This is a genomic window from Pseudomonas sp. PHC1, assembly GCF_046487845.1.
GTDB lineage: Bacteria > Pseudomonadota > Gammaproteobacteria > Pseudomonadales > Pseudomonadaceae > Aquipseudomonas > Aquipseudomonas sputi.
This window is the reverse complement of record NZ_JBJXHJ010000014.1, coordinates 102,823-122,744: the sequence shown is the minus strand read 5'-3', so window position 1 is coordinate 122,744 and position 19,922 is coordinate 102,823. Positions and strand designations below refer to the sequence as shown.

At 61.4% G+C, this 19,922-nt stretch carries 19 protein-coding genes; 10 read left to right on the top strand and 9 right to left on the bottom strand.

Going from position 1 to position 19,922, the window contains the following annotated elements; translation table 11 throughout:
* Positions 1 to 161 precede the first annotated feature (161 nt).
* From hflK (ACKJSM_RS18290) to cfaB, 5 genes are all read left to right on the top strand, one after another.
* A complete protein-coding gene (gene hflK / locus ACKJSM_RS18290; protein WP_410238486.1) occupies positions 162 to 2,108 on the top strand; it encodes a protease modulator HflK in 1,947 nt (648 codons plus the stop codon).
* Entirely contained in the window at positions 2,105 to 3,151 is a 1,047-nt protein-coding gene (hflC, locus tag ACKJSM_RS18285) for a protease modulator HflC (protein WP_410238485.1), read from the top strand. The genes hflK (ACKJSM_RS18290) and hflC overlap by 4 nt, the downstream gene beginning before the upstream one ends.
* Positions 3,148 to 4,206, top strand: a complete 1,059-nt coding sequence (gene hflK / locus ACKJSM_RS18280; RefSeq protein ID WP_410238484.1) for a protease modulator HflK — start codon at positions 3,148 to 3,150, stop codon at positions 4,204 to 4,206. Before hflC ends, hflK (ACKJSM_RS18280) begins: the two co-directional genes overlap by 4 nt.
* Positions 4,203 to 6,110: a heavy metal translocating P-type ATPase gene (locus ACKJSM_RS18275; RefSeq protein ID WP_410238483.1), complete on the top strand. Its 1,908-nt coding sequence runs from the start codon at positions 4,203 to 4,205 to the stop codon at positions 6,108 to 6,110. The genes hflK (ACKJSM_RS18280) and ACKJSM_RS18275 overlap by 4 nt, the downstream gene beginning before the upstream one ends.
* 181 nt (positions 6,111 to 6,291) lie before the next feature.
* The gene (gene cfaB / locus ACKJSM_RS18270) at positions 6,292 to 7,479 is read left to right on the top strand and encodes a C17 cyclopropane fatty acid synthase CfaB (protein ID WP_236179871.1); all 1,188 of its coding nucleotides are present in this window, start codon (positions 6,292 to 6,294) and stop codon (positions 7,477 to 7,479) included.
* Between the two features lies 1 nt (position 7,480).
* Here cfaB and cls read toward each other — a convergent pair whose 3' ends face one another.
* A complete protein-coding gene (gene cls / locus ACKJSM_RS18265; protein WP_410238482.1) occupies positions 7,481 to 8,920 on the bottom strand; it encodes a cardiolipin synthase in 1,440 nt (479 codons plus the stop codon).
* Positions 8,921 to 9,064: 144 nt separating this feature from the next.
* Between cls and ACKJSM_RS18260 the strand changes: the two genes are divergently transcribed.
* Positions 9,065 to 9,583, top strand: a complete 519-nt coding sequence (locus tag ACKJSM_RS18260) for a DUF3617 domain-containing protein (RefSeq protein ID WP_007954220.1) — start codon at positions 9,065 to 9,067, stop codon at positions 9,581 to 9,583.
* Positions 9,584 to 9,622: 39 nt separating this feature from the next.
* On the opposite strand, the gene ACKJSM_RS18255 is transcribed toward ACKJSM_RS18260, so the two are convergent.
* From ACKJSM_RS18255 to folE2, 6 genes are read right to left on the bottom strand one after another with little or no spacing between them, the layout of a single operon-like run.
* A complete protein-coding gene (locus ACKJSM_RS18255; RefSeq protein WP_410238481.1) occupies positions 9,623 to 10,954 on the bottom strand; it encodes a dihydroorotase in 1,332 nt (443 codons plus the stop codon).
* Between the two features lie 3 nt (positions 10,955 to 10,957).
* Positions 10,958 to 11,518 (bottom strand): carbonate dehydratase, encoded by a 561-nt coding sequence (locus tag ACKJSM_RS18250; protein WP_236179866.1) that lies wholly within the window; start codon positions 11,516 to 11,518, stop codon positions 10,958 to 10,960.
* On the bottom strand, positions 11,515 to 12,390 hold the full coding sequence (locus tag ACKJSM_RS18245; RefSeq protein WP_410238480.1) for a metal ABC transporter substrate-binding protein: 876 nt from the start codon (positions 12,388 to 12,390) through the stop codon (positions 11,515 to 11,517). Before ACKJSM_RS18245 ends, ACKJSM_RS18250 begins: the two co-directional genes overlap by 4 nt.
* 11 nt (positions 12,391 to 12,401) lie before the next feature.
* Positions 12,402 to 13,268: a metal ABC transporter permease gene (locus ACKJSM_RS18240; RefSeq protein ID WP_410238479.1), complete on the bottom strand. Its 867-nt coding sequence runs from the start codon at positions 13,266 to 13,268 to the stop codon at positions 12,402 to 12,404.
* A complete protein-coding gene (locus tag ACKJSM_RS18235; RefSeq protein WP_339486282.1) occupies positions 13,268 to 13,936 on the bottom strand; it encodes a metal ABC transporter ATP-binding protein in 669 nt (222 codons plus the stop codon). Before ACKJSM_RS18235 ends, ACKJSM_RS18240 begins: the two co-directional genes overlap by 1 nt.
* Positions 13,933 to 14,829 (bottom strand): GTP cyclohydrolase FolE2, encoded by an 897-nt coding sequence (gene folE2, locus ACKJSM_RS18230; protein ID WP_410238478.1) that lies wholly within the window; start codon positions 14,827 to 14,829, stop codon positions 13,933 to 13,935. The genes ACKJSM_RS18235 and folE2 overlap by 4 nt, the downstream gene beginning before the upstream one ends.
* An 84-nt stretch (positions 14,830 to 14,913) precedes the next feature.
* Between folE2 and ACKJSM_RS18225 the strand changes: the two genes are divergently transcribed.
* The gene (locus ACKJSM_RS18225; RefSeq protein WP_410238477.1) at positions 14,914 to 16,113 is read left to right on the top strand and encodes an N-acetylmuramoyl-L-alanine amidase; all 1,200 of its coding nucleotides are present in this window, start codon (positions 14,914 to 14,916) and stop codon (positions 16,111 to 16,113) included.
* Here the strand turns inward: ACKJSM_RS18225 and ACKJSM_RS18220 are convergent.
* Positions 16,110 to 16,484, bottom strand: coding sequence for a glutamine synthetase (locus tag ACKJSM_RS18220; protein WP_410238476.1), 375 nt, complete (start codon positions 16,482 to 16,484; stop codon positions 16,110 to 16,112). The two genes, ACKJSM_RS18225 and ACKJSM_RS18220, sit on opposite strands and share 4 nt — an antisense overlap.
* Before the next feature lie 223 nt (positions 16,485 to 16,707).
* Here ACKJSM_RS18220 and zigA point away from each other — a divergent pair, with 223 nt between their 5' ends.
* Positions 16,708 to 17,913 (top strand): zinc metallochaperone GTPase ZigA, encoded by a 1,206-nt coding sequence (gene zigA, locus ACKJSM_RS18215; protein WP_410238475.1) that lies wholly within the window; start codon positions 16,708 to 16,710, stop codon positions 17,911 to 17,913.
* Positions 17,913 to 18,563 carry a DUF1826 domain-containing protein gene (locus ACKJSM_RS18210; protein WP_236179851.1) on the top strand — a complete coding sequence of 217 codons (651 nt, stop codon included), beginning with the start codon at positions 17,913 to 17,915 and terminating at the stop codon, positions 18,561 to 18,563. Before zigA ends, ACKJSM_RS18210 begins: the two co-directional genes overlap by 1 nt.
* A 4-nt stretch (positions 18,564 to 18,567) precedes the next feature.
* Here ACKJSM_RS18210 and ACKJSM_RS18205 read toward each other — a convergent pair whose 3' ends face one another.
* Positions 18,568 to 18,924 (bottom strand): NADH:ubiquinone oxidoreductase, encoded by a 357-nt coding sequence (locus ACKJSM_RS18205; RefSeq protein ID WP_410238474.1) that lies wholly within the window; start codon positions 18,922 to 18,924, stop codon positions 18,568 to 18,570.
* 25 nt (positions 18,925 to 18,949) lie between these two features.
* On the opposite strand from ACKJSM_RS18205, the gene ACKJSM_RS18200 reads away from it, so the two are divergent.
* A complete protein-coding gene (locus ACKJSM_RS18200) occupies positions 18,950 to 19,921 on the top strand; it encodes a CobW family GTP-binding protein (RefSeq protein ID WP_410238473.1) in 972 nt (323 codons plus the stop codon).
* The last annotated feature ends 1 nt before the right edge of the window (position 19,922 follow it).

The following is a 19,922-nucleotide window of genomic DNA, read 5'->3' as shown; positions in this document are numbered from 1 at the left end:
TAAAATTACGAACGTAATATGAGCGTTTCCAGACATTTCGGTCAAGGCTTCAGGCAAGCGACAGGTTGCGCCTCTTTGAATGGTGCAAATGAGTACAAATATTTCACGACTTTCGTTATACCGTAACGATATGTGCAGTGAGCCAAGGGTTTTGGGGGGATATGCAAGTCGATCTGGATGAAGGCATGCCGGTGACCGGGTTGCCGCGCTTTCAGCAAGCGGCAACGCAGGGCCGGCGTTTGCGTCGCCTGGCGATCGGTCTGGGTGCATTGGCCGGAGCAGGGTGGGTGCTGGCGTTTTTTGTCGGGCTGTTTGCGCCGCTCTCGCTGTGGCCCGCGTTGCTGGTCAATCAAAGCGCGGCCTTGCTGGTGCTGGTGGCCGGGCTGCAATCGGCGGGGTGGGTAACGCAATGGCGGGCGCGGGTGATCAATCCCGTCGTGCCGGTTACCGCTGCGCAGGAACCGGTGCCGGACGGCTGGTACGAGCGGCTGCTGGATCGAATGAGCCAGCGCAGTCTGCGCCTGCTCGGGCAGATCGGCGCGCCCACGTTGTGGCTGGGTGGGTGGTCGTTGCTGGTGCTGTTAAGCACCGAACAGACGTGGAATTTGACGCTGCCGGCGGCCGGTGTGGGGTTGTCCGCCACGGTCGGCGCGGCCATCGCCTTGCTGCTGGCGTTCGCTCTGCTGGTGCTGGAGCGACAGCTGGCGCAGGAAAATCCGGCGCAATGGCCCGAGGCCGAAGCGCTGGCGCAGTTGACGCGAGTGGCAATCATCAGTTTGGTGCTGGGTGCGTTGTGCCTGTTGTTCGCCAGTGACCGTGCAATCTGGCCGGTGCGTCTGGCGGTATTGATCGGCATTCTGCCGGGGCTGGTCGCTCTCGAATTGCTGTTGCGTGCGTTGCTGTCGTTGTTCAGCCCGCGTCGTGAACAACTCGAACCGGTGCTGCTGGCGCGCAGTTTTGTTGCCGACCTGCTGCGCTGGCCGCCACAACCTCTGCTCGCGTTGCAGCATGAATTGCACAACCGCTTCGGCATCGATCTGCGCCAGATCTGGGCCTTCAGTTACATGCGTCGCGCATTCTTGCCGGTGTTGCTGCTGGTGGCAGCGGTGGGCTGGCTGCTCACCGGTCTTCACGAAATTCCGATGCAAAGCCGTGGCATCTACGAGCGCTTCGGCAAACCGGTGCAGGTGTTCGGGCCGGGGCTGCATGCGGGTTTGCCCTGGCCGCTGGGGCGTGTGCTGAGTGTTGAAAACGGTGTGGTGCATGAACTGGCGACCAGCGTCGGCGAAAACCCGGCACCCGTGCAGTTGGCCCCGGCAGAAGGCCCGGCGCCGCTCACCGCCAATCGTCTGTGGGACGCTAGCCACGTCAATGATAAATCCCAGGTTATCGCCAGCAGTCGTGGCGATCAGCAGAGTTTTCAGATCGTCAACATGGACGTGCGCTTCGTCTATCGCATCGGCCTGAGCGATCAAGCCGCCCTCGCCGCTACCTACAACAGTGCCGATGTGCCGACGCTGATCCGCAGCACTGCCAGCCGGATTCTAGTGCATGACTTTGCCTCGCGCACCCTCGACGGTTTGCTCGGCGAGGACAGGGTCGGGCTCGCCGAAGAAATCGGCCGCGCCGTGCAAAGCGATTTGCAGAAGCTCGACAGCGGCGTGGAAATTCTCGCCACGGTGGTCGAAGCGATTCACCCGCCGGCCGGGGCGGCCAATGCCTATCACAGCGTGCAGGCGGCTCAGATCGGTGCTCAGGCGTTGATCTCCCGCGAGCGTGGCGCCGCTGCCGAAGCGAGTAATCAGGCGCAGTTGCAGGCCAGCCTCGCGCGGGACCAGGCCAGTGCCAACGCCCATGAAATCAACGCCACGGCCCGGGCGGCGGATCTGAAGTTCAGCGCCGAACAAAAAGCCTACGCCAGCGCCGGCCAGGCCTTCGTGCTGGAGCACTACCTCAGCCAGCTCAGCCAGGGGTTGAGCAAGGCCAAACTGTTGATACTCGACCATCGCCTGGGCGGCAGCAATAACGCACCGACCATCGACCTGCGTACGTTCACGCTGCCGGCAGATCCGGCGCGCACCACCGCTCAGCCAGGAGCCACCCATTGAGCCAGTCGCACACTCACGATCACCATGACCACAGCGGCCACGATCAGGCGCATGGCGGCGGTCATCGCCATCACGGGCATCATCACCATCACCACGGTGCGCCGGAAGAGGCGGGGCCTTTTCCGTGGAAACGCATGGGCTGGGCGGCACTGCTGGTGGCGTTCGCCGTCGCGGCGGCGAGCCTGGTGCAAGTGCGTTCCGGAGAAGCCACGGTCATCACCCGTTTCGGCAACCCGTCCCGCGTATTGCTGGAACCGGGCCTGAGCTGGCGTTGGCCGGCGCCGTTCGAAGCAGCGATTCCGGTGGATCTGCGTTTGCGCACGACCTCCAGCGGCTTGCAGGACGTCGGCACCCGCGACGGTTTGCGCATCATCGTGCAGGCGTACGTGGCCTGGCAGGTGCAGGGCGATCCCGACAACGTGCAGCGCTTCATGCGCGCCGTGCAGAACCAGCCGGACGAAGCGGCGCGGCAGATTCGCACGTTTGTCGGCTCGGCACTGGAAACCACGGCCAGCAGTTTTGATCTGGCCAATCTGGTGAACACCGATGCCAGTCAGGTTCGCATCGCCGATTTTGAAACGCAGTTGCGCCAGCAAATCGATCAGCAACTGCTCGCCACTTATGGCGTGCGGGTGGTGCAGGTGGGCATCGAGCGCCTGACGTTGCCGTCGGTGACCCTGACCGCAACGGTCGACCGGATGCGTGCCGAGCGTGAAACCATCGCCACCGAACGCACCGCCATCGGCAAGCGTGAGGCAGCGCAAATCCGCTCCGCCGCTGAACGCGATGCGCGTATCGTGCAAGCCGATGCCACGGTGAAAGCTGCTGATATCGAAGCCCAATCGCGGGTGGAAGCCGCGCAGATTTACGGGCGTGCTTACGCCGGTTCGCCGCAGCTGTACAACCTGCTGCGTTCGCTGGACACCCTCGGCACCATCGTTTCGCCAGACACCAAACTGATCCTGCGCACCGACGCCGCGCCATTCCGCGTGTTGGTCGACGGTCCACCCACGCTCGACAGCAAGAGCGGAACACAGCCATGAATGAAGTTCCACGTGGAACACATTCGCTGAACAGTCCGTGGATTCAGGCGGGACGTCTGGCGTTTTTCGCCCTGTACGCGGTGACGGTGCTCGCGGCTTTGGCCTGGGGGTTTTCCAATGTCCGGCAGATCGACCCGCAAAATCGGGCGGTGGTTTTGCATTTCGGAGCGCTGGATCGCATTCAGAATGCCGGGCTGTTATTAGCGTGGCCACAGCCGATCGAGCAAGTGGTGGTGGTGCCGTCGGCAGATCGGGTGATCGAGCGACGGGTGGAAAATCTATTGCGCAGCGATCAGGCCTTGCAGGCGGATCGCGTGGCAACCTTCGCCACGCCGTTGAGTGATGCGCTGGCCGGCTCCGGTTATCTGCTCACCGGTGACGCCGGTGTGGTGCAACTGGATGTGCGGGTCTTCTACAAGGTCACCGATCCCTATGACTTCGTGCTGCAAGGCGAGCATGTGCTGCCGGCCCTGGATCGAGTGGTGACGCGCAGCGCGGTGGCGCTGACGGCGGCGCGGGATCTGGACACGATTCTGGTAGCGCGGCCGGAGTTGATCGGCGCTGATAATCAGGCGGCCGAACGTCGCGAACGATTGCGGGGTGATCTGGTGCAAGGCATCAACCGACGTCTCGCCGAGTTGAAGGCGAGCGGGCAGGGCATCGGCATCGAAGTAGCGCGGGTCGATGTGCAATCGAGTCTGCCGGAGCCGGCGGTGAGCGCGTTCAATGCCGTCCTCACCGCCAGTCAGCAAGCCGACAAAGCGGTCGCCAATGCCCGCACGGAAGCTGAGAAACTCACCCAGTCCGCCAACGAGCAGGCCGACCGCACGCTGCAAGTCGCCCACGCCCAGGCCGGTGAGCGCCTGGCCAAAGCCTCCGCCGACACGGCGACGGTGTTGAGCTTGGCCAAGGCGCAACAGCAGGGCACGGACCCGCAACTGCTGTTGCGTCTGTACCGCGAGCGGATGCCGAAGATTCTCGGTCAGGCCGGTTCGGTGACCACGGTCGACCCGAAAGACGATTCACGCCTGATCATTCAGGGAGCCAGCCAATGACTGCCACCACCACCGCACCGAGCCTGTTGTCCTCGGCCGAACAACGCCGCGCCGCACGCCAGTTGACCCTGGCGATGCTTGCCCTCGGCTTGCTTGGTCTGGGGCTGATCTGGCGCTGGCTGATGCCGGAACAGACGGGCGTCAGTCAGTTGTTGCTCGGATTTGCTTCTTTATTAGTGGCTGTGCCGGTAATGCGTTCGGCGTGGTTCAGCCTGCGTTATCCGAGCCTGCACGGCATCACCGACCAGTTGATCGCCCTGGCGATGATCGGGGCCTGGGCCACGGGGGATCTGCTCACGGCCGCGTTGTTGCCGATTATCATGATCTTCGGCCACGTGCTGGAAGAACGCAGCGTGATCGGCTCCCAGGAAGCGATTCACGCCCTCGGCCAACTGACCCGCAGCCATGCGCGCAAGGTACAGGCGGACGGCTCGATCATCGAAGTCGACAACGGCACGCTCAGGGCCGGCGACAAGGTGGAGGTGCGCGCCGGGGATCGGGTGCCGGCGGACGGTCGGGTTTTGTCAGGCCAGGCCAGCCTCGATACGGCGTCGATCACCGGTGAGTCGGTGCCGGTGGAGGCGGGCGTCGGCATGGCGGTGTTCGGCGGTGCGATCAACCTCGATGGGTTGCTGCGAATCGAAGTGACCCGTACCGGGGATGAATCCACCCTCGGCAAAGTCATCGCGCTGATGCAAAACGCCGAACGCTCCAAGCCACCGATCACTCGTTTGCTCGAACGCTATGCCGGCAGTTACATGGTGCTGGTGTTATTGCTCGCGGCGGTCACCTGGTTTATCACCCACGATGCACAGGCGATGCTCGCGGTGCTGGTGGCGGCATGCCCGTGCGCGCTGGTGTTGTCGGCGCCGGCCACGGCGATTGCCGGGGTGGCGGTGGCGGCGCGGCACGGGATTCTGATCCGTAGTTCGGCATTTCTTGAGGAGCTGGCCGACCTCACTTCGCTGGTCGTCGACAAGACTGGGACCCTGACGTACGGCACGCTGCGTTTGCAGTCGATCAACAGTGCGCGAGCGGATCACGGGAGGGTGATGGCGCTGGCTGCAAGCCTGGGCGCGGCGAGCAGTCATCCGGTCAGCCGCGCGTTGACCGGACTGGTCAGCGCGGAAGAGGTGTTGGTGCTGGCCGATATTCATGAGCGGCAGGGGTTGGGCGTAGTCGCCGGGACTGCGCAAGGCGAAGCAGCACTCGGGCGTCCGGAGCTGTTTGCGCAGTTGGGCATCCCGACCACCGCCATCCCCGAGCACGATGGCCCGATTGCCGGGTTGGCGTTGAATGGCGAATTCCTTGCCTGGCTGTTACTGGCCGACACGGTCAAACCGGAAGCGCGATTTGCGCTGAGTGAGCTGCGTGACCTCGGGCTGGGGCGCCAACTGCTGTTGACCGGTGACCGGCAGAGCGTCGCGCAAACCCTGGCCAAGGATGTCGGCCTGCACGAAGTCGAAGCCCAGGCGTTGCCCGAAGACAAACTCAATCGAGTGCTCAAGGAAATCGACAATGGCTTCCGGCCGATGGTGGTCGGCGACGGGATCAACGATTCGCTGGCGCTCAAGGCGGGCGTCGTCGGGGTGGCGATGGGCGCGGGCGGCGCGGACATCGCACTGGCGTCCGCCGACATTGTGCTGATCGGCAGCGACCTGCGTCGGCTCGGCACCTGTGTGCGCCTGAGCCGGCAGTGCCGACGGACCTTACAGGTGAATGTGATCATCGGCCTGGGCTGGACGCTGGCCATCGTGGTGTTCGCCGCCTTCGGCTGGCTCGGTGCGGCGGGCGCGATGATCGCGGCGTTGCTGCACAACCTGAGCACGTTGTTGGTGCTCGGCAATGCTGGACGCCTGCTGCGGTTTCAAGAGCCACTGCTGAAGCTGAAAGCATCGGACTGAGCGAGCATTTTTCGAACTGTGCGCCTGTCTCGCAGTCACTTGAGAAGGCGCACTGAAACAGGGATGACAGCGCGGTGACAGCCGATGTGGCTGATAGTCGGCGACTATCAAATCGATAGCCTGCTAATTTTCAAGGATGGTCTACCCTCAGATCAGACGTCTGAAACCAGGGGGATATTCCATGCTCGCGCAACTTCCACCGGCCTTACAGAATCTGCAGCTTCCGCTTCGCCTGCGACTCTGGGACGGCCATGAATTCAATCTGGGCCCGACGCCCAGCGTCACCATCGTGGTCAAGGACCCGTTGATGGTGTCCCAGTTGACCCATCCAAGTCTCGATGCGCTGGGGGCGGCGTTCGTCGAGGGCAAACTCGAACTGGAGGGCTCGATCAGCGAGGTCATCCGGGTGTGCGATGAGTTGAGTTCCGCACTGCTCGACGAGGACGAAGACAGCCAGCCGGTGCGCAACGTGCACGACAAGGAAACCGACGCCAAGGCCATCTCCTATCATTACGACCTGTCCAACGCGTTCTATCAGCTGTGGCTGGACAGCGACATGGCGTATTCCTGCGCGTATTTCGAAACCGGCAGCGAATCCCTGGAGCAAGCCCAGCAGGCCAAATTCCGGCACCTGTGCCGCAAGCTGCGTCTGCAGCCCGGCGATTATCTGCTGGATGTGGGTTGTGGTTGGGGCGGGCTGGCGCGTTATGCCGCCCGCGAGTTCGGCGCCAAGGTCTTCGGAATCACCCTGAGCAAAGAGCAACTGGCCCTGGCCCGTGAGCGGGTAAAAGCCGAAGGCCTGGAAGACCAGATCGAACTGCAACTGCTCGACTACCGCGATCTACCCCAGGACGGGCGTTTCGACAAAGTGGTCAGCGTCGGCATGTTCGAGCACGTCGGTCATGCCAATCTCTCCGAATACTGCAAAACCCTGTTCGGTGCAGTGAAAGAGGGCGGCCTGGTGATGAACCACGGCATCACCGCCAAGCACACCGATGGCCGTCCGGTGGGACGCGGTGCCGGGGACTTCATCGAGAAATACGTGTTCCCCAACGGCGAGCTACCGCACCTGGCGATGATCTCGGCCGAGATCAGTGACGCGGGTCTGGAGATTGTCGACGTCGAGAGTCTGCGCCTGCATTACGCACGCACCCTGGACCACTGGAGCGAACGGCTGGAAGACAATCTTGAAGCCGCCGCGAAACTGGTGCCGGACCAGGCGTTGCGTATCTGGCGTCTGTACCTCGCGGGCTGCGCTTATGCATTCGCTCGCGGCTGGATCAATCTGCACCAAATTCTCGCCGTGAAGGCCCATGCCGACGGCAGCCATGAATTGCCATGGACGAGGGACGATATCTACAACCCTTGAACTAGAGAATCGGTGAAATCAGCCGGGCGATCCGCATACCGACCTGTTGCAGGCGGTGGACCTCCCGGCTTTCTTCTTTGGCGACTTCGTAGGCCTGGGCGAAATCATCGTTGAGCATCTGTTCCACGCTGGCGGCGAATTCACTGTCGACGGTCAGCAGCATCACTTCGAAATTCAACCGGAACGAACGGTTGTCCAGATTGGCGCTGCCGATGGCGCTGATCTCGCTGTCGATCAACACCACTTTCTGATGGAGGAAGCCCGGTTCGTAGCGGAATACCCGTACGCCGGCGCGCACCGCTTCGAACGCATACAGGCTGGAAGCGGCGTAGACGATGCGATGGTCGGGACGCGAAGGCAGCAACAGACGCACATCAATCCCACGCAACACCGCGAGGCGTAATGCGGCGAACACGGCTTCGTCGGGAATGAAGTAGGGGCTGGTGATCCACACGCGCTCGGTGGCGGCGTGGATGGCTTCGACGAAGAACAGCGAGCAGGTTTCGTAGGCATCCGCCGGGCCGCTGGCGAGCAATTGGCAAAGCACGCCGTCATCGGGATACGCGTCCGGCAGGATCAGTGGCGGCAATGTCCGTGCAGCCCAGAACCAGTCTTCGGCAAATGACTCCTGCATGCACGCCACCACCGGACCGCGCACCTGGACGTGAGTGTCGCGCCACGGCGCCAGCGGAGGTTTTTCACCCATGTACTCGTCGCCGACGTTGTGGCCGCCAACAAATCCGATCAGCCCGTCGACCACCACGATCTTGCGGTGGTTGCGGAAATTCACCTGGAAACGATTGAGCCAGCCGCTGCGGGTGGCAAACGCCTTGACCTCGACGCCGCCGTCGCGCAGCGCCTGCACGTAACTGTGGGGCAGGGCGTGGCTGCCGATGCGGTCGTAGAGCAAATGAATCGCCACGCCTTCGGCTGCTTTCTTCAGCAACAGGTCACGCAAACGCTGGCCCAGGCGATCGTCGTGAATGATGAAAAACTGGATCAGCACCGCTTCCCGCGCCTGGTCGATTGCGTGGAAAATCGCCTCGAAGGTGGCGGCACCGTTGATCAGCAATCGCACTTCATTGTTGGCCAGGCACGGCATGCGTCCCAGTTTCGGCATCGCCCGCAATGAGTCATAAGCATTCGAGGCACGGGCGGTCAGGGCTTCTTCCACCCACGGCCGCCAGTTGAGTTCGGAAATCGCCTGGCGCATCTGTTCGTTGGCCTGGCGGCGAGCTTTGATGTAGCCGTCGAAGGTGCTGCGACCGAACACCAGATACGGAATGAGGGTGAGGTAGGGAATGAAGATCAGCGACAGCGCCCAGGCGATCGCGCCTTGGGCGGTGCGGACGGTCAATACGGCATGGATCGCCGCGATCGAGCCGAGGGTGTGTATCAGGGCGATCAGATAACCGAAAATGTGCGGTCCGAAATAATCCATGGGGCAACCTTGCTCCTGAAGATTCAATGCTTAACAGACCATGTTCCAGGGCGATTGTCGCTATTTGTTTTCAAGCCGTCGGCGCGCCATGAACCGAAACCGGCGGCCGGCGTCTAACGGCCACTACTGATCAGGAGTTTTTCAATGAACGTTCGTCTGCTGGGTTTGGCGCTGGGCCTGGGTTTGGCCTTGCCGGTGGTTGCTCAGGCGCAAATGCTGCAGCCGGGGTTGTGGGAAATGACGTCGAGCAATGTGAAAGTCGATGATCAGGTGATGGATGTGCAATCGATACTCGGCCAGATTCAGGGCCAGATCACCCCGCAGCAACGGGCGGAACTGGAGAAGCAGGGGATCAACATCGGCGGCAAGGGCATCCGCGCATGCCTGACGCCGCAGCAGGTGGCGACCAACGATATTCCGCTGGCGGATCCGCAGTCGGGCTGCAAACAGCAGATCACCGAGCGCGTCGGCAACCAGTGGAAATTCCGCTTCAGTTGCCCGAAAGCCCAGGGCACCGGTGTTGCGACGTTCCTCAGTGACCGCGAGTTCACCACCGTCGCCAACGGCACTTTCAACGCCATCGGGATCAACCAGAAGGGCAGTCTGGAAACCCGTGCGGTCTGGCTGGGGCAGGATTGCGGTACGGTCAAACCGAGAGCGTAAAAATCAAACCGCCTCCACAGTCAGTGGAGGCGGTTTTTTTCAGCGCATGAACCGCAGCGGTAAGCCCTGACAGTTGTCATGAATCCGGTGGTCATGCCAAGCAATCTGCCCCGACACCATCGTCGTGCTGACCCGATGCCGAAAGCTGCGCTGAGCGAACGGCGTCCAGCCGCATTGCGACAGAACCGGTTGGCGTGACACCGCGACACCCCCGGGCTCCGGTTGAACCAACACCAGATCCGCCCAATACCCCTCACGCAAATAACCGCGATCCGGAATGGCAAACAGATCCGCCACCCGGTGGCTGGTCTTGGCTACCAACGTGGTGATCGGCAGCACGCCATCCGCCACCAGCTCGAATAACGCCGGCAGCGCGTGCTGCACCAGTGGCAGTCCGGACGGTGCCTGTTGATACGCTTGCTGTTTTTCCGCCCAGGTGTGTGGCGCGTGATCGCTGCCGATCACGTCCAGTCGATTGCTCAGCAGTGCGTGACGCAAGGCATCCCGATCGCTCTGGGACTTGATCGCCGGATTGCATTTGATCAGGTTGCCGAGGTGCGGATAGTCACGGTCATCAAACAGCAAGTGATGCAGGCAGACTTCGGCGGTGATGCGTTTTTGTGTCAGCGGTTTGTCTTCGAACAGCGCCAGTTCCCGGGCCGTGGTCAGGTGCAGGACGTGCAGGCGAGTGCCGTGACGTCTGGCCAGATCGACCGCCAGAGAGGATGAACGAAAGCAGGTGTCGGCATTGCGGATCAGCGCGTGGGCATCGGGTGGCAATTGGGTGCCGAACCGTTCACGCAAGTTCGCGGCATTCGCTTCGATGCTCGGGGTGTGTTCACAGTGGGCCAGCAGAATCGTCGGCACTTCAGCGAACAGACGCTCGAGGGTGTTGGGGTCGTCCACCAGCATGTTGCCGGTGGACGCGCCCATGAACACCTTCACACCGGCCACTTCGCTCGGATTGAGTGCTGCAACCGTGTCCAGATTGTCGTGACTGACGCCGAAGTGAAAACCGTAGTTGGCCACCGAATTGATCGCTGCCCGGCGCTTTTTGTCGGCCAGCGCGTCAAGGGTAAGCGTGGCAGGGTGGGTGTTGGGCATGTCCATGAAACTGGTGATGCCACCGGCCACCGCTGCACGGGATTCAGTGTGGATGCTGCCCTTGGCCGGCGCACCCGGCTCACGGAAATGCACCTGGTCATCAATCATTCCCGGCAGCAGACCGTTGGCGTCGATTTCCCTAGTGGCGTTTTCCCCTTCGATGCTGCTGGCGATCTTGACGATGCGCCCGTGGCTGACTAACAGATCGGCGTCGAACTCCCGCCCCTCGTTCACCAGCCGCGCATTGCGAATCAACACACTGCTCATGATTCAGAACTCGTTCTGCAAGGCTTTGTAGCCGCGCACCAGGTCGACGTTGGTGCGCGCCACGTCTTCGGAAAACTCCGAAGCGCTGACGCTCACCGGCGGGAATTGCGAGAGGTCGGTGCCTGGGCCGATGCGGGTGGTGGAGGGCACGTAGAACGCGTCCGGCAGATCCCGGCCGTCGACCACCGAGTTGTGCCGTACCACGCAACCGTTACCCACAACACAGTTGAACAGCACGCTGTTGAAGCCGATGAACACCCGGTCGCCGACCGCGCACGGGCCATGCACGATCGAGCGGTGAGCGATGGAGGTGAATTCGCCAATGGTCACCGCCGCGCCGGATTTGGAGTGGATCACCACGCCGTCCTGAATGTTCGAATTGGCGCCGATGGTGATCGGCTCCATCTCACCTGTGGCGTCCACTTCATCGGCGCGGATCACCGCATACGGGCCGACGAACACGTTTTCACCGATGACGACTTTGCCGCAGATGATTGCGGTTTTATCGACGTAGGCAGACTCGGCAATCTGCGGCAAATCACCGGAAGGATTTTTACGGATCATGGTTGGCTCAGGGCTTGGTAAAGAGTGTTGAGGTTGTATTCGAACAGCCCGGTGAAGGTGCTGGCCGGACCGCTGGCGGCGAGAGCATCGGAGTACAGCGTGCCGCCGATGTGTGCGCCGCTTTCGTCGGCGATCTGTTTGAGCAGGCGTGCGTCCTTGATGTTTTCCATGAACACCGCTTTGACCTTGGCCCGGCGAATCTGGGTGATCAGCGCGGCGACTTCGGCAGCGGACGGTTCGCGTTCGGTGGACAGCCCCTGTGGCGCCATGAAGTCGATGCCGTACGCCTGACCCAAATAACCGAAGGCGTCGTGGCTGGTGACAATCTTGCGGTTGCCCGGCGGCAATGAACCGAGCTTGGCTTTCGCCTGGGCGAGGAGGGCGTAGATCTGTTTCAGGTAGGCCTGGCTGTTGCGCTCGTAGTCGGCTTTGTTTGCCGGGTCGGCGGCGATCAGCGCCTTGGTGATGTTGGCGACGTACAGCTCGGCGTTCGCCAGGTTGTGCCAGGCGTGAGGATCGGGAACGGTTTCGCCGTCCTCATCCAGCGAGCGCGGAATCACGCCGCGACTGGCGCTGATCACCGGGGCATGGGTGTCGGTGCTGGCGACCAGCCGATCCAGCCACGGCTCGAAACCCAGTCCGTTCTTGACGATCAGTTTTGCCTTGAGCAAAGCCTTGGCGTCATCCGGCGTCGGTTCGTAAGTGTGGGCATCGGCGTCAGGGCCGACCATGTTGGTGATCTGGACATGCTCGCCGCCGACCTGATGCACCATGTCGGCCAGGATACTGAAACTGGTGACCACCGGCAGTTTTTCCGCCGCCGATAACGACATCGACAGCATCAGGCTGAACAGCACGAGTAGAGCGCGCATCGGGAAACACCTCATTGGGATGTGAGCAAAGGCGGGCGGCGCAACAGACCGTGAACCGGCCCGAACACCACGGACAACAAGTAACCGCCACCGGCGACCAGCACGATGGCCGGGCCGCTGGGCAGCGAGTAGTAGAACGACAGCAGCAGACCGAGCCATACCGAGACGCTGCCAATGAGCGCGGCGGTGACAATCAGGATCGGCAGGCGCCGGCTCCAGAAGCGTGAGGCAGCGGCGGGCAGCATCATCAGGCCGACCACCATCAGGGCGCCGATCGCCTGGAAGCCGATCACCAGATTGAGCACCACCAGCGTCAGGAACACACCATGGGCGACGGGGCCGAGCCGGCTGACCGTGCGCAGGAAAAACGGATCGAGGGTGTCGAGCAGCAGCGGTTTGTAGATCAGCGCCATGGCCATCAGGCTGAGCGCCGAAACGCACAACATGCCGTTGAGAGTTGGCCCGTCGACCGCCAGTGCGGAGCCGAACAGCAGGTGCAGCAAATCCAGTCGCTTGCCGGCGATGCCGAGAATCAGCACGCCGCTGGCCAGCGAGATGGGATAGATGGCCGCGAGGCTCGCGTCTTCGCGCAGGCCGGTGCGTCGGGTGATCCACGCGGCGAGTCCGGCCATGCTCAGGCCGGCACCGAGTCCGCCGAGGGTCAGCGCTGGCAGACTCAGCCCGGCGAACCAGAACCCCAGTGCGGCGCCGGGGAGAATGCCGTGGGCGACGGCGTCGCCGATCAGGCTCATCCGGCGCAGGATCAGAAACACACCCAGCGGTGCCGTGCTGCACGCCAATACCAGGCCGCCGAGCAGGGCCCGGCGCATGAAAACGAACTCGTGGAACGGCAGCCATAAATGGCTGAGCGTGAGCATCAGGCCACCTGCGTGTGAGGCGTTTGCTGGATCAGATCGACGCTGCTGCCGAATGCGCAGCCGCTCTGTTTGATCAGCAGGGTTTGTGGAATGTGTTGGCGCACGGCGGCAAGGTCATGGCAAACCACGACCAGGGTTCGTCCCTGCTCATGCCAGGCGTGCAGGTGTTGCCACAGCAGGGTCTGACCCAGTTCGTCGAGCGCGGCGTGGGGTTCGTCGAGCAACAGCAACGGTGTGTCGGCCAGGCTCAATCGGGCGAGCAGGGCGCGCTGCAGTTCTCCGCCGGAGAGGGCTATCAGGGGGCGATGTTCAAGTCCGCTCAGGTGCCAGTCTTCAAGCGCGGATTCGAGACGTTGGGCCCTGAGTTGCGACGACAGTCGGCGTCCCCAGAAACCGGCAGCGACCAATTCCTGAAGGCTGATCGGGAACTGCCGATCCAGATGCTGTTGTTGGGGCAGGAATGACAAACCGCTTTGACGTGGAACACCCAGCTCGACCTTGCCGGCCAGTGGTCGCTGTAACCCGGCGATGACTTTGAGCAGGCTGCTTTTGCCGCTGCCGTTGACGCCAATGATTGCCGTCAGACTGCCGCTTTCCAATCGAAGGTCGAGCGGCGCGGTGAGCGGTTGGCCGGGTATTCCCCAGCTCAGCTTGTGGCAGCGAATCATGGCTGCTCCCGGCGCCAATGAGTCTCGGCGACGGCGTCGTGAGCATGAAGGCTTTCGGCGTGGATGACTCGGACGTGGAATTCGCTGATACCGGGTGAACGACGCAGTGCCAGGTTCAGGCGGCGGGCAGCGTCTTCGCAGAACATCAGGTTCTGGCCGTTGGCAAGGGCGAAGGCTTGTTCGTCGGCGCGTTTCACAGCGGTTTGCACGGCGGTGCCGAGGGCTGCTTCGGCGTCGTTGATGATGGACGTCAGGGGCAGTTCGTCGACGAATTCGTCCAGGTGCAAATGCAACTGCGCGGTACTGCGTTGACTGTGAGGTGTAGCCAAAATGCCTTGGGTCGAGCCCAACCACGCCAACACGTCGGCGTGCTGCAGCGGTTGGTTGGCAAAGTCGTCGATGAATTGTTGCTGGATCAGTTGCCTCGCCAATGCTGCAGAACATGGGCAAGTTGAGGAATACGCGACGTCGATTTTCAGTTCCACGTGGAACACTTTGTTTTTTAGCTGCGCTGAAACAGTGACGGGATAGGTTTTCCATCCGGCCAGAGGGCTGACCATTGCCGGTCTTCTGAGCAGTAAGTCAGTGTGGATATTCAGATAAGCGGCTTTGGAAAGGTCTTCGTGGCTGTCGAGGAAACGCTGTAGGACCTGGCGTAAAACAGCAGGAGAAAGATTCTGCTGCTCCAGCGCTTCCAGCCCAAGATAGAGCCGTGACATGTGAATGCCGCGTGCGTCTCCATCATCCAGGCTGACGCCCGCATCCGCTTTTGCGGCCAGGCGTTGGCCTTCGATAAACACAGGTAATGCGATGCCGCACATCCCCACCCATTCGAGAGGCAGGGCCTGGCGGGCGGCTTGAGCCGCGACATCCGGCAGAGTCAGCGCGTTCATGAGCAGTTCCATCATGGTGATTGAATTTGATGTTACATTATAACAATTCAAACCACGATGCCTTTTTCATGAACAGGCTTTCATATGCACAGACGCCACTTGCTCAACCTGATGCTGGCCAGCGCGGCCTTTGTTTTGCCTTTTTCGGTGTCCGCCACGCAGATACGCAATGCGCGGATTTCGCGTTCGGATAACAAGCTGCGGCTGGTGTTCGACCTGAGCGGCGCTGTGAGCTACAAGACATTTACGTTGAGCGCGCCGGAGCGGGTAATCATCGATTTAAGCGGGGCCAGCCTGGAGGGCGATTTCAGCCAGTTGGCTTTATCCGACACCCTGATTCGCTCGATTCGCTCCGGCCATTTTGGCCAGGGGAATACCCGCATCGTGCTGGATCTAAGCAGTCCGGTTCAGCTCAATTCATTCTTATTGGCACCTCAGGACGGGCAAGGGCATCGCCTGGTTCTGGATCTGATGAGCGCTTCAGCAGGGCTCCCGGCGAGCGTTCCACGTGAAACACCCCAAGAAAAATCCCACCCCAAGCGCGACATCATGGTGGTGGTCGACCCTGGGCATGGCGGAAAAGATCCGGGTGCAATTGGCGCCAAGGGCGAGCGTGAGAAGGATGTGGTTCTGTCCATTGCGCAACTGCTCGCACGCCGGCTCAAGCGAGAGAAAGGCTTTGATGTGAAGCTGGTTCGTAACGACGACTTCTTCGTTCCGTTACGCAAGCGTGTGGAGATCGCGCGTCAGCACAAGGCCGACATGTTCATCTCGGTGCACGCCGATGCTGCGCCGCGTCTGACAGCCTCTGGAGCGTCGGTGTATTGCTTGTCCGAAGGTGGCGCTACGTCCGCCACTGCGCGGTTCATGGCGCAGCGTGAGAACGGTGTGGATCTGCTCGGGGCTACCAGCCTGCTCAATCTTAAGGACAAGGATCCGATGCTCGCTGGCGTGATCCTCGACATGTCGATGAACGCAACCATCGCTGCCAGTTTGCAACTCGGAAGCACAGTGCTGGGCAGCCTGGCTGGCATCACCACGCTGCATCAAAAGCGCGTGGAGCAAGCTGGATTTGCCGTTCTGAAGTCGCCGGATGTGCCTTCAATCCTGGTGGAAACCGGATTCATTTCCAACGCGCGGGACAGCCAACGGTTGGTAACTGTGCGTCATCAGCAGGCGGTGGCAGACGGTTTGTTTGAGGGCTTGCAGCGCTACTTCCAGAAAAATCCACCTGTCGACAGCTATATGGCGTGGCAACAAGAGCAGAAAGGGGCGCGGGTTTAGCAGCCGGTAATCCGGCTGCAAGTGAACTTCGCGCTGCTGCCGCCTGAGCTGGAGAACCGATTGATCGTCGTCCAGCCCACGCGGCGGTTGTAGCCAACCCAGGCTTCTCCATCGGAAGCGATGCCGGTGAAAAACGTCAGTTGTCCGTAGCGGCTGTTGGTTTGTGCCCAGTAGCGGTTTCCCGCTTGTTCAAAACCACGCAAGTAAATCGTGCTGCCGACAGTGTTGACGCTATAGGCGTTGCCGTTGGCGTCCACGCATGCCAACAGGTTTGCGCTGCGTGTGCAATTGGAGAGCCCCGGCACTTGTGCCACGGCATTCAACGTCAGCGTTGCCAGCCAGATAAACGAGTATTTCAGCGCGGTTTTCATGATGTCACTCGACGGCGAACTGATTGCAGCTTCCGGCCCTTTGTCACTTTGGGCAAGAAGAGAGTGGATTGATTTTGTTGTTATACTATAACATTCATCAGGCAAGGCTTTCCGTGGCTTTCATTTCAAGCGTCCGCTTCCCTGGTGATCTCATTGAAGCCGAAGAACGCGAGCCCCGAGAGATTCCAGCGCTGTTCAGCGACCGTCTGATGAGGTTTATCCAATGTCTTACCGACTTCCCGTGACCGTTTTGTCCGGCTTTCTCGGCGCCGGAAAAAGTACACTTTTGAATTACGTACTACGTAACAGGGACGATCTGCGCGTCGCCGTTATCGTCAATGATATGAGCGAGATCAACATCGATGGCAGCGAAGTTCAGCGTGATGTCAGCCTGAACCGCGCCGAAGAGAAGCTTGTGGAAATGAGCAACGGCTGTATCTGCTGTACGTTACGCGAAGACCTGCTTGAAGAGGTCAGTCAGTTGGCCCGCGAACGCCGCTTCGATTATCTGCTGATCGAATCCACGGGAATCTCCGAGCCGCTGCCGGTGGCCGAAACCTTCACTTTCCGTGATGAGCAGGGGCAAAGCCTCGCCGACATTGCTCGCCTCGACACCATGGTCACTGTCGTCGACGGTATGAATTTTCTGCCGGACTACCAGGCCGCCGAAAATCTCGCCTCCCGTGGCGAATTCCTCGGTGAAGAAGATGAGCGCTCGATCACCGATCTGCTGATCGAGCAGATCGAGTTCGCCGACGTCCTGCTGATCAGCAAGATCGACCTGATCAGCAGTCGCGAGCGGGAAGAGCTGATGGCCATTCTCAAACGTCTCAACCCTCAGGCCGAGATCATCCCGATGGTCATGGGCGCAGTACCGCTGGAGAAGATTCTCAACACCGGTCGTTTCGATTTCGAAAAAGCGGCCCAGGCCCCCGGCTGGTTGCAGGAGCTGCGTGGCGAACATGTGCCGGAAACCGAGGAGTACGGCATCGCCTCCACGGCTTATCGGGCACGCCGGCCCTTTCATCCACAGCGCTTCTTCGACTTCATCGATCGCCCATGGGTAAACGGCAAACTGCTGCGTTCCAAGGGCTTCTTCTGGTTGGCCAGCAAACCCACTGATGCTGGTAGCTGGTCCCAGGCTGGCGGGTTGATGCGCCACGGTTTCGCCGGGCGCTGGTGGCGCTTCGTACCGAAAGAACAGTGGCCGCTGGATCAGGAAAGCACCGCCGCGATCATGGAAAACTGGGTCGCCAGCGTAGGTGATTGTCGCCAGGAGTTGGTGTTTATCGGGCAGAACATCGATTTCGCACAGCTGTCGTCGGAGCTCGATGATTGCCTGCTGACTGATGCCGAAATGGCGCTCGGTACGCAAGGCTGGTTACAACTTCGCGATCCCTTTGGCTCCTGGCACGACGAGGTCGCCTGATGCTCGCCCTGAAACCGCTGCCAGGCAGCACACGCCATCAGTCTTTCGGCGAAACCCCGCAGGCGCTGGTGGACATTCTCGAAAATGAGATCAATCTCGCGGTCTGGCAACGGCAGCTTCCGCTGCACATCGCCGAGTTTGCGGACTTGTTGCTGTCTCTGAACGAACCCTACGCCGAGGCGTTGTGCCTGGAATTGCCGGACGAAGACGCAGATCCGGATCTCACGGGACTGGCCAGCGGCTTTCGCGATCTGGAAGGCTACGAAGGGTTTATCGCCGATCTGAAATGGTTGGTCAGTGCCTTCGCCTGCCTGCTGGGCGCGCGGCGGATCGGCTTGCGCCTGCGGGTGCTGGACAAGGCCATGTGTCCGCGTTTTCACGTCGATCATGTGCCGGTGCGGTTGATCACCACGTACGCAGGCGTCGGCAGCGAATGGCTCAGGGAAGGGGAAATGGATCGTCGGCAACTGGGAAATCCGCAAGCCGAGCCGCAGGAAACGTCACGGATTCAGCAATTGAGTCGGGGCGAAGTGGCCTTGCTCAAGGGCGAAAAATGGCACGGCAACGAAGGTTTCGGCCTGATCCATCGTTCGCCACAACCGACGCCGGGGGAGCGGCGACTGATGCTGACCCTCGACTGGCTCGGATAGCGCGTCAGGGCTTGAGCCACTTCCCCTGGCTCCGGCCCTCGCAATAGGGCTGCAAATACGCCGCATCGGTGGCCACGCCGTAATAGTGGATATCCTGGCGATAAGGCATATTGGCGACTTGCGCGTTGCTGCACACACCGAACGCGCCGGCGGGGCACTGATCGAGGTATTGAACCTCGACTTTCTGCCCGGCCAGGGTCGGCTGGCAGAAACCGTCGTTGAACAGTTTTTCCGGGATGTTGCGGTTCTGCTGGCAGACTTTTACATCGAGCCGCTCCGCCTGGCTGTGCACCACGCAGGCCTGGGCCAACGCCTCGCTCGACACCAGCGTCAGCAGCAACGACCATCCCATCCACCGCATCTTCGACCTCCAGAAAACCTTGATCATGTTGCAGAACATTCCCACCCACGTCATCGCCGGCCCCCTGGGCGCGGGCAAGACCAGCCTGATCCGCCAGCTCATGGCGCAGCGACCGGCGGGCGAGCGCTGGGCGGTGCTGATCAACGAGTTCGGCCAGATCGGGCTCGACGCGGCGCTGTTGACCCGCGACGCCGATGGTATCGCACTGGGCGAAGTGGCCGGGGGGTGTTTGTGTTGCGTGAACGGTGCGCCGTTCCAGGTCGGTCTGGGCCGATTGCTGCGCAAGGCAAAGCCGGATCGGTTGTTCATTGAGCCCTCCGGGCTCGGTCATCCGGCGCAGTTGCTGAAGCAACTGAACGAGGCGCCGTGGCAAGGCGTACTCGCCGTACAACCTTGCGTGCTGGTGCTGGACGCCCAGACCTTGGCGGCGGGCAGACCGCTGCCGGACTCCCAACAGGAAACCTTGTCCAGCGCAGGCCTGCTGCTGTTGAACAAGGCGGAAAACCTCGACGAGCCCACGCGTGAGCAAATCACCCGACAGTTGCCGCCTGTACGGCTGATCTGGACGCAACAGGCGATGTTGCCGCTCTGTGAGTTGCCGGGGCTGGCGGTACGGGCGCAGGCTGGTGTGGATAAGTTGATCGTGCCCCAGGGGTTGGCACAGATGCCGGCGATCTGGAGCGATCCGGCGTTGCCGATCTGCTTGAGTCAGGCACAGGAGGGGGGGTGGAGCATCGGTTGGCGCTGGCATCCGAGCCAGGTGTTCGACGTCGCTGGTGTTGGCCGATGGCTGGAAAATCCGAACTGGCGGCGGGCCAAACTGGTGATTCACAGCCCGGACGGCTGGCAGTCAGCCAATGCGCTGGACAATGCCAAGCTCAGCTGGCTACCCAGTGAATGGCGCAAGGATTCCCGGATCGAGCTGATTTTCGACGAACCGCAAGCTGTCGGCGAATTACAGGCCGGGCTGGCTCAGTGTCGGCTTCAAGTCAGCTGAC

Coding starts and splice junctions, on each gene's coding strand:
- hflK (WP_410238486.1), top strand. CDS start 162: ATGCAAGTCGATCTGGATGAAGGCATGCCGGTGACCGGGTTGCCGCGC.
- hflK (WP_410238484.1), top strand. CDS start 3,148: ATGAATGAAGTTCCACGTGGAACACATTCGCTGAACAGTCCGTGGATT.
- ACKJSM_RS18275 (WP_410238483.1), top strand. CDS start 4,203: ATGACTGCCACCACCACCGCACCGAGCCTGTTGTCCTCGGCCGAACAA.
- cfaB (WP_236179871.1), top strand. CDS start 6,292: ATGCTCGCGCAACTTCCACCGGCCTTACAGAATCTGCAGCTTCCGCTT.
- cls (WP_410238482.1), bottom strand. CDS start 8,920: ATGGATTATTTCGGACCGCACATTTTCGGTTATCTGATCGCCCTGATA.
- ACKJSM_RS18260 (WP_007954220.1), top strand. CDS start 9,065: ATGAACGTTCGTCTGCTGGGTTTGGCGCTGGGCCTGGGTTTGGCCTTG.
- ACKJSM_RS18255 (WP_410238481.1), bottom strand. CDS start 10,954: ATGAGCAGTGTGTTGATTCGCAATGCGCGGCTGGTGAACGAGGGGCGG.
- ACKJSM_RS18250 (WP_236179866.1), bottom strand. CDS start 11,518: ATGATCCGTAAAAATCCTTCCGGTGATTTGCCGCAGATTGCCGAGTCT.
- ACKJSM_RS18245 (WP_410238480.1), bottom strand. CDS start 12,390: ATGCGCGCTCTACTCGTGCTGTTCAGCCTGATGCTGTCGATGTCGTTA.
- ACKJSM_RS18240 (WP_410238479.1), bottom strand. CDS start 13,268: ATGCTCACGCTCAGCCATTTATGGCTGCCGTTCCACGAGTTCGTTTTC.
- ACKJSM_RS18235 (WP_339486282.1), bottom strand. CDS start 13,936: ATGATTCGCTGCCACAAGCTGAGCTGGGGAATACCCGGCCAACCGCTC.
- folE2 (WP_410238478.1), bottom strand. CDS start 14,829: ATGAACGCGCTGACTCTGCCGGATGTCGCGGCTCAAGCCGCCCGCCAG.
- ACKJSM_RS18225 (WP_410238477.1), top strand. CDS start 14,914: ATGCACAGACGCCACTTGCTCAACCTGATGCTGGCCAGCGCGGCCTTT.
- ACKJSM_RS18220 (WP_410238476.1), bottom strand. CDS start 16,484: ATGAAAACCGCGCTGAAATACTCGTTTATCTGGCTGGCAACGCTGACG.
- zigA (WP_410238475.1), top strand. CDS start 16,708: ATGTCTTACCGACTTCCCGTGACCGTTTTGTCCGGCTTTCTCGGCGCC.
- ACKJSM_RS18210 (WP_236179851.1), top strand. CDS start 17,913: ATGCTCGCCCTGAAACCGCTGCCAGGCAGCACACGCCATCAGTCTTTC.
- ACKJSM_RS18205 (WP_410238474.1), bottom strand. CDS start 18,924: ATGCGGTGGATGGGATGGTCGTTGCTGCTGACGCTGGTGTCGAGCGAG.
- ACKJSM_RS18200 (WP_410238473.1), top strand. CDS start 18,950: ATGTTGCAGAACATTCCCACCCACGTCATCGCCGGCCCCCTGGGCGCG.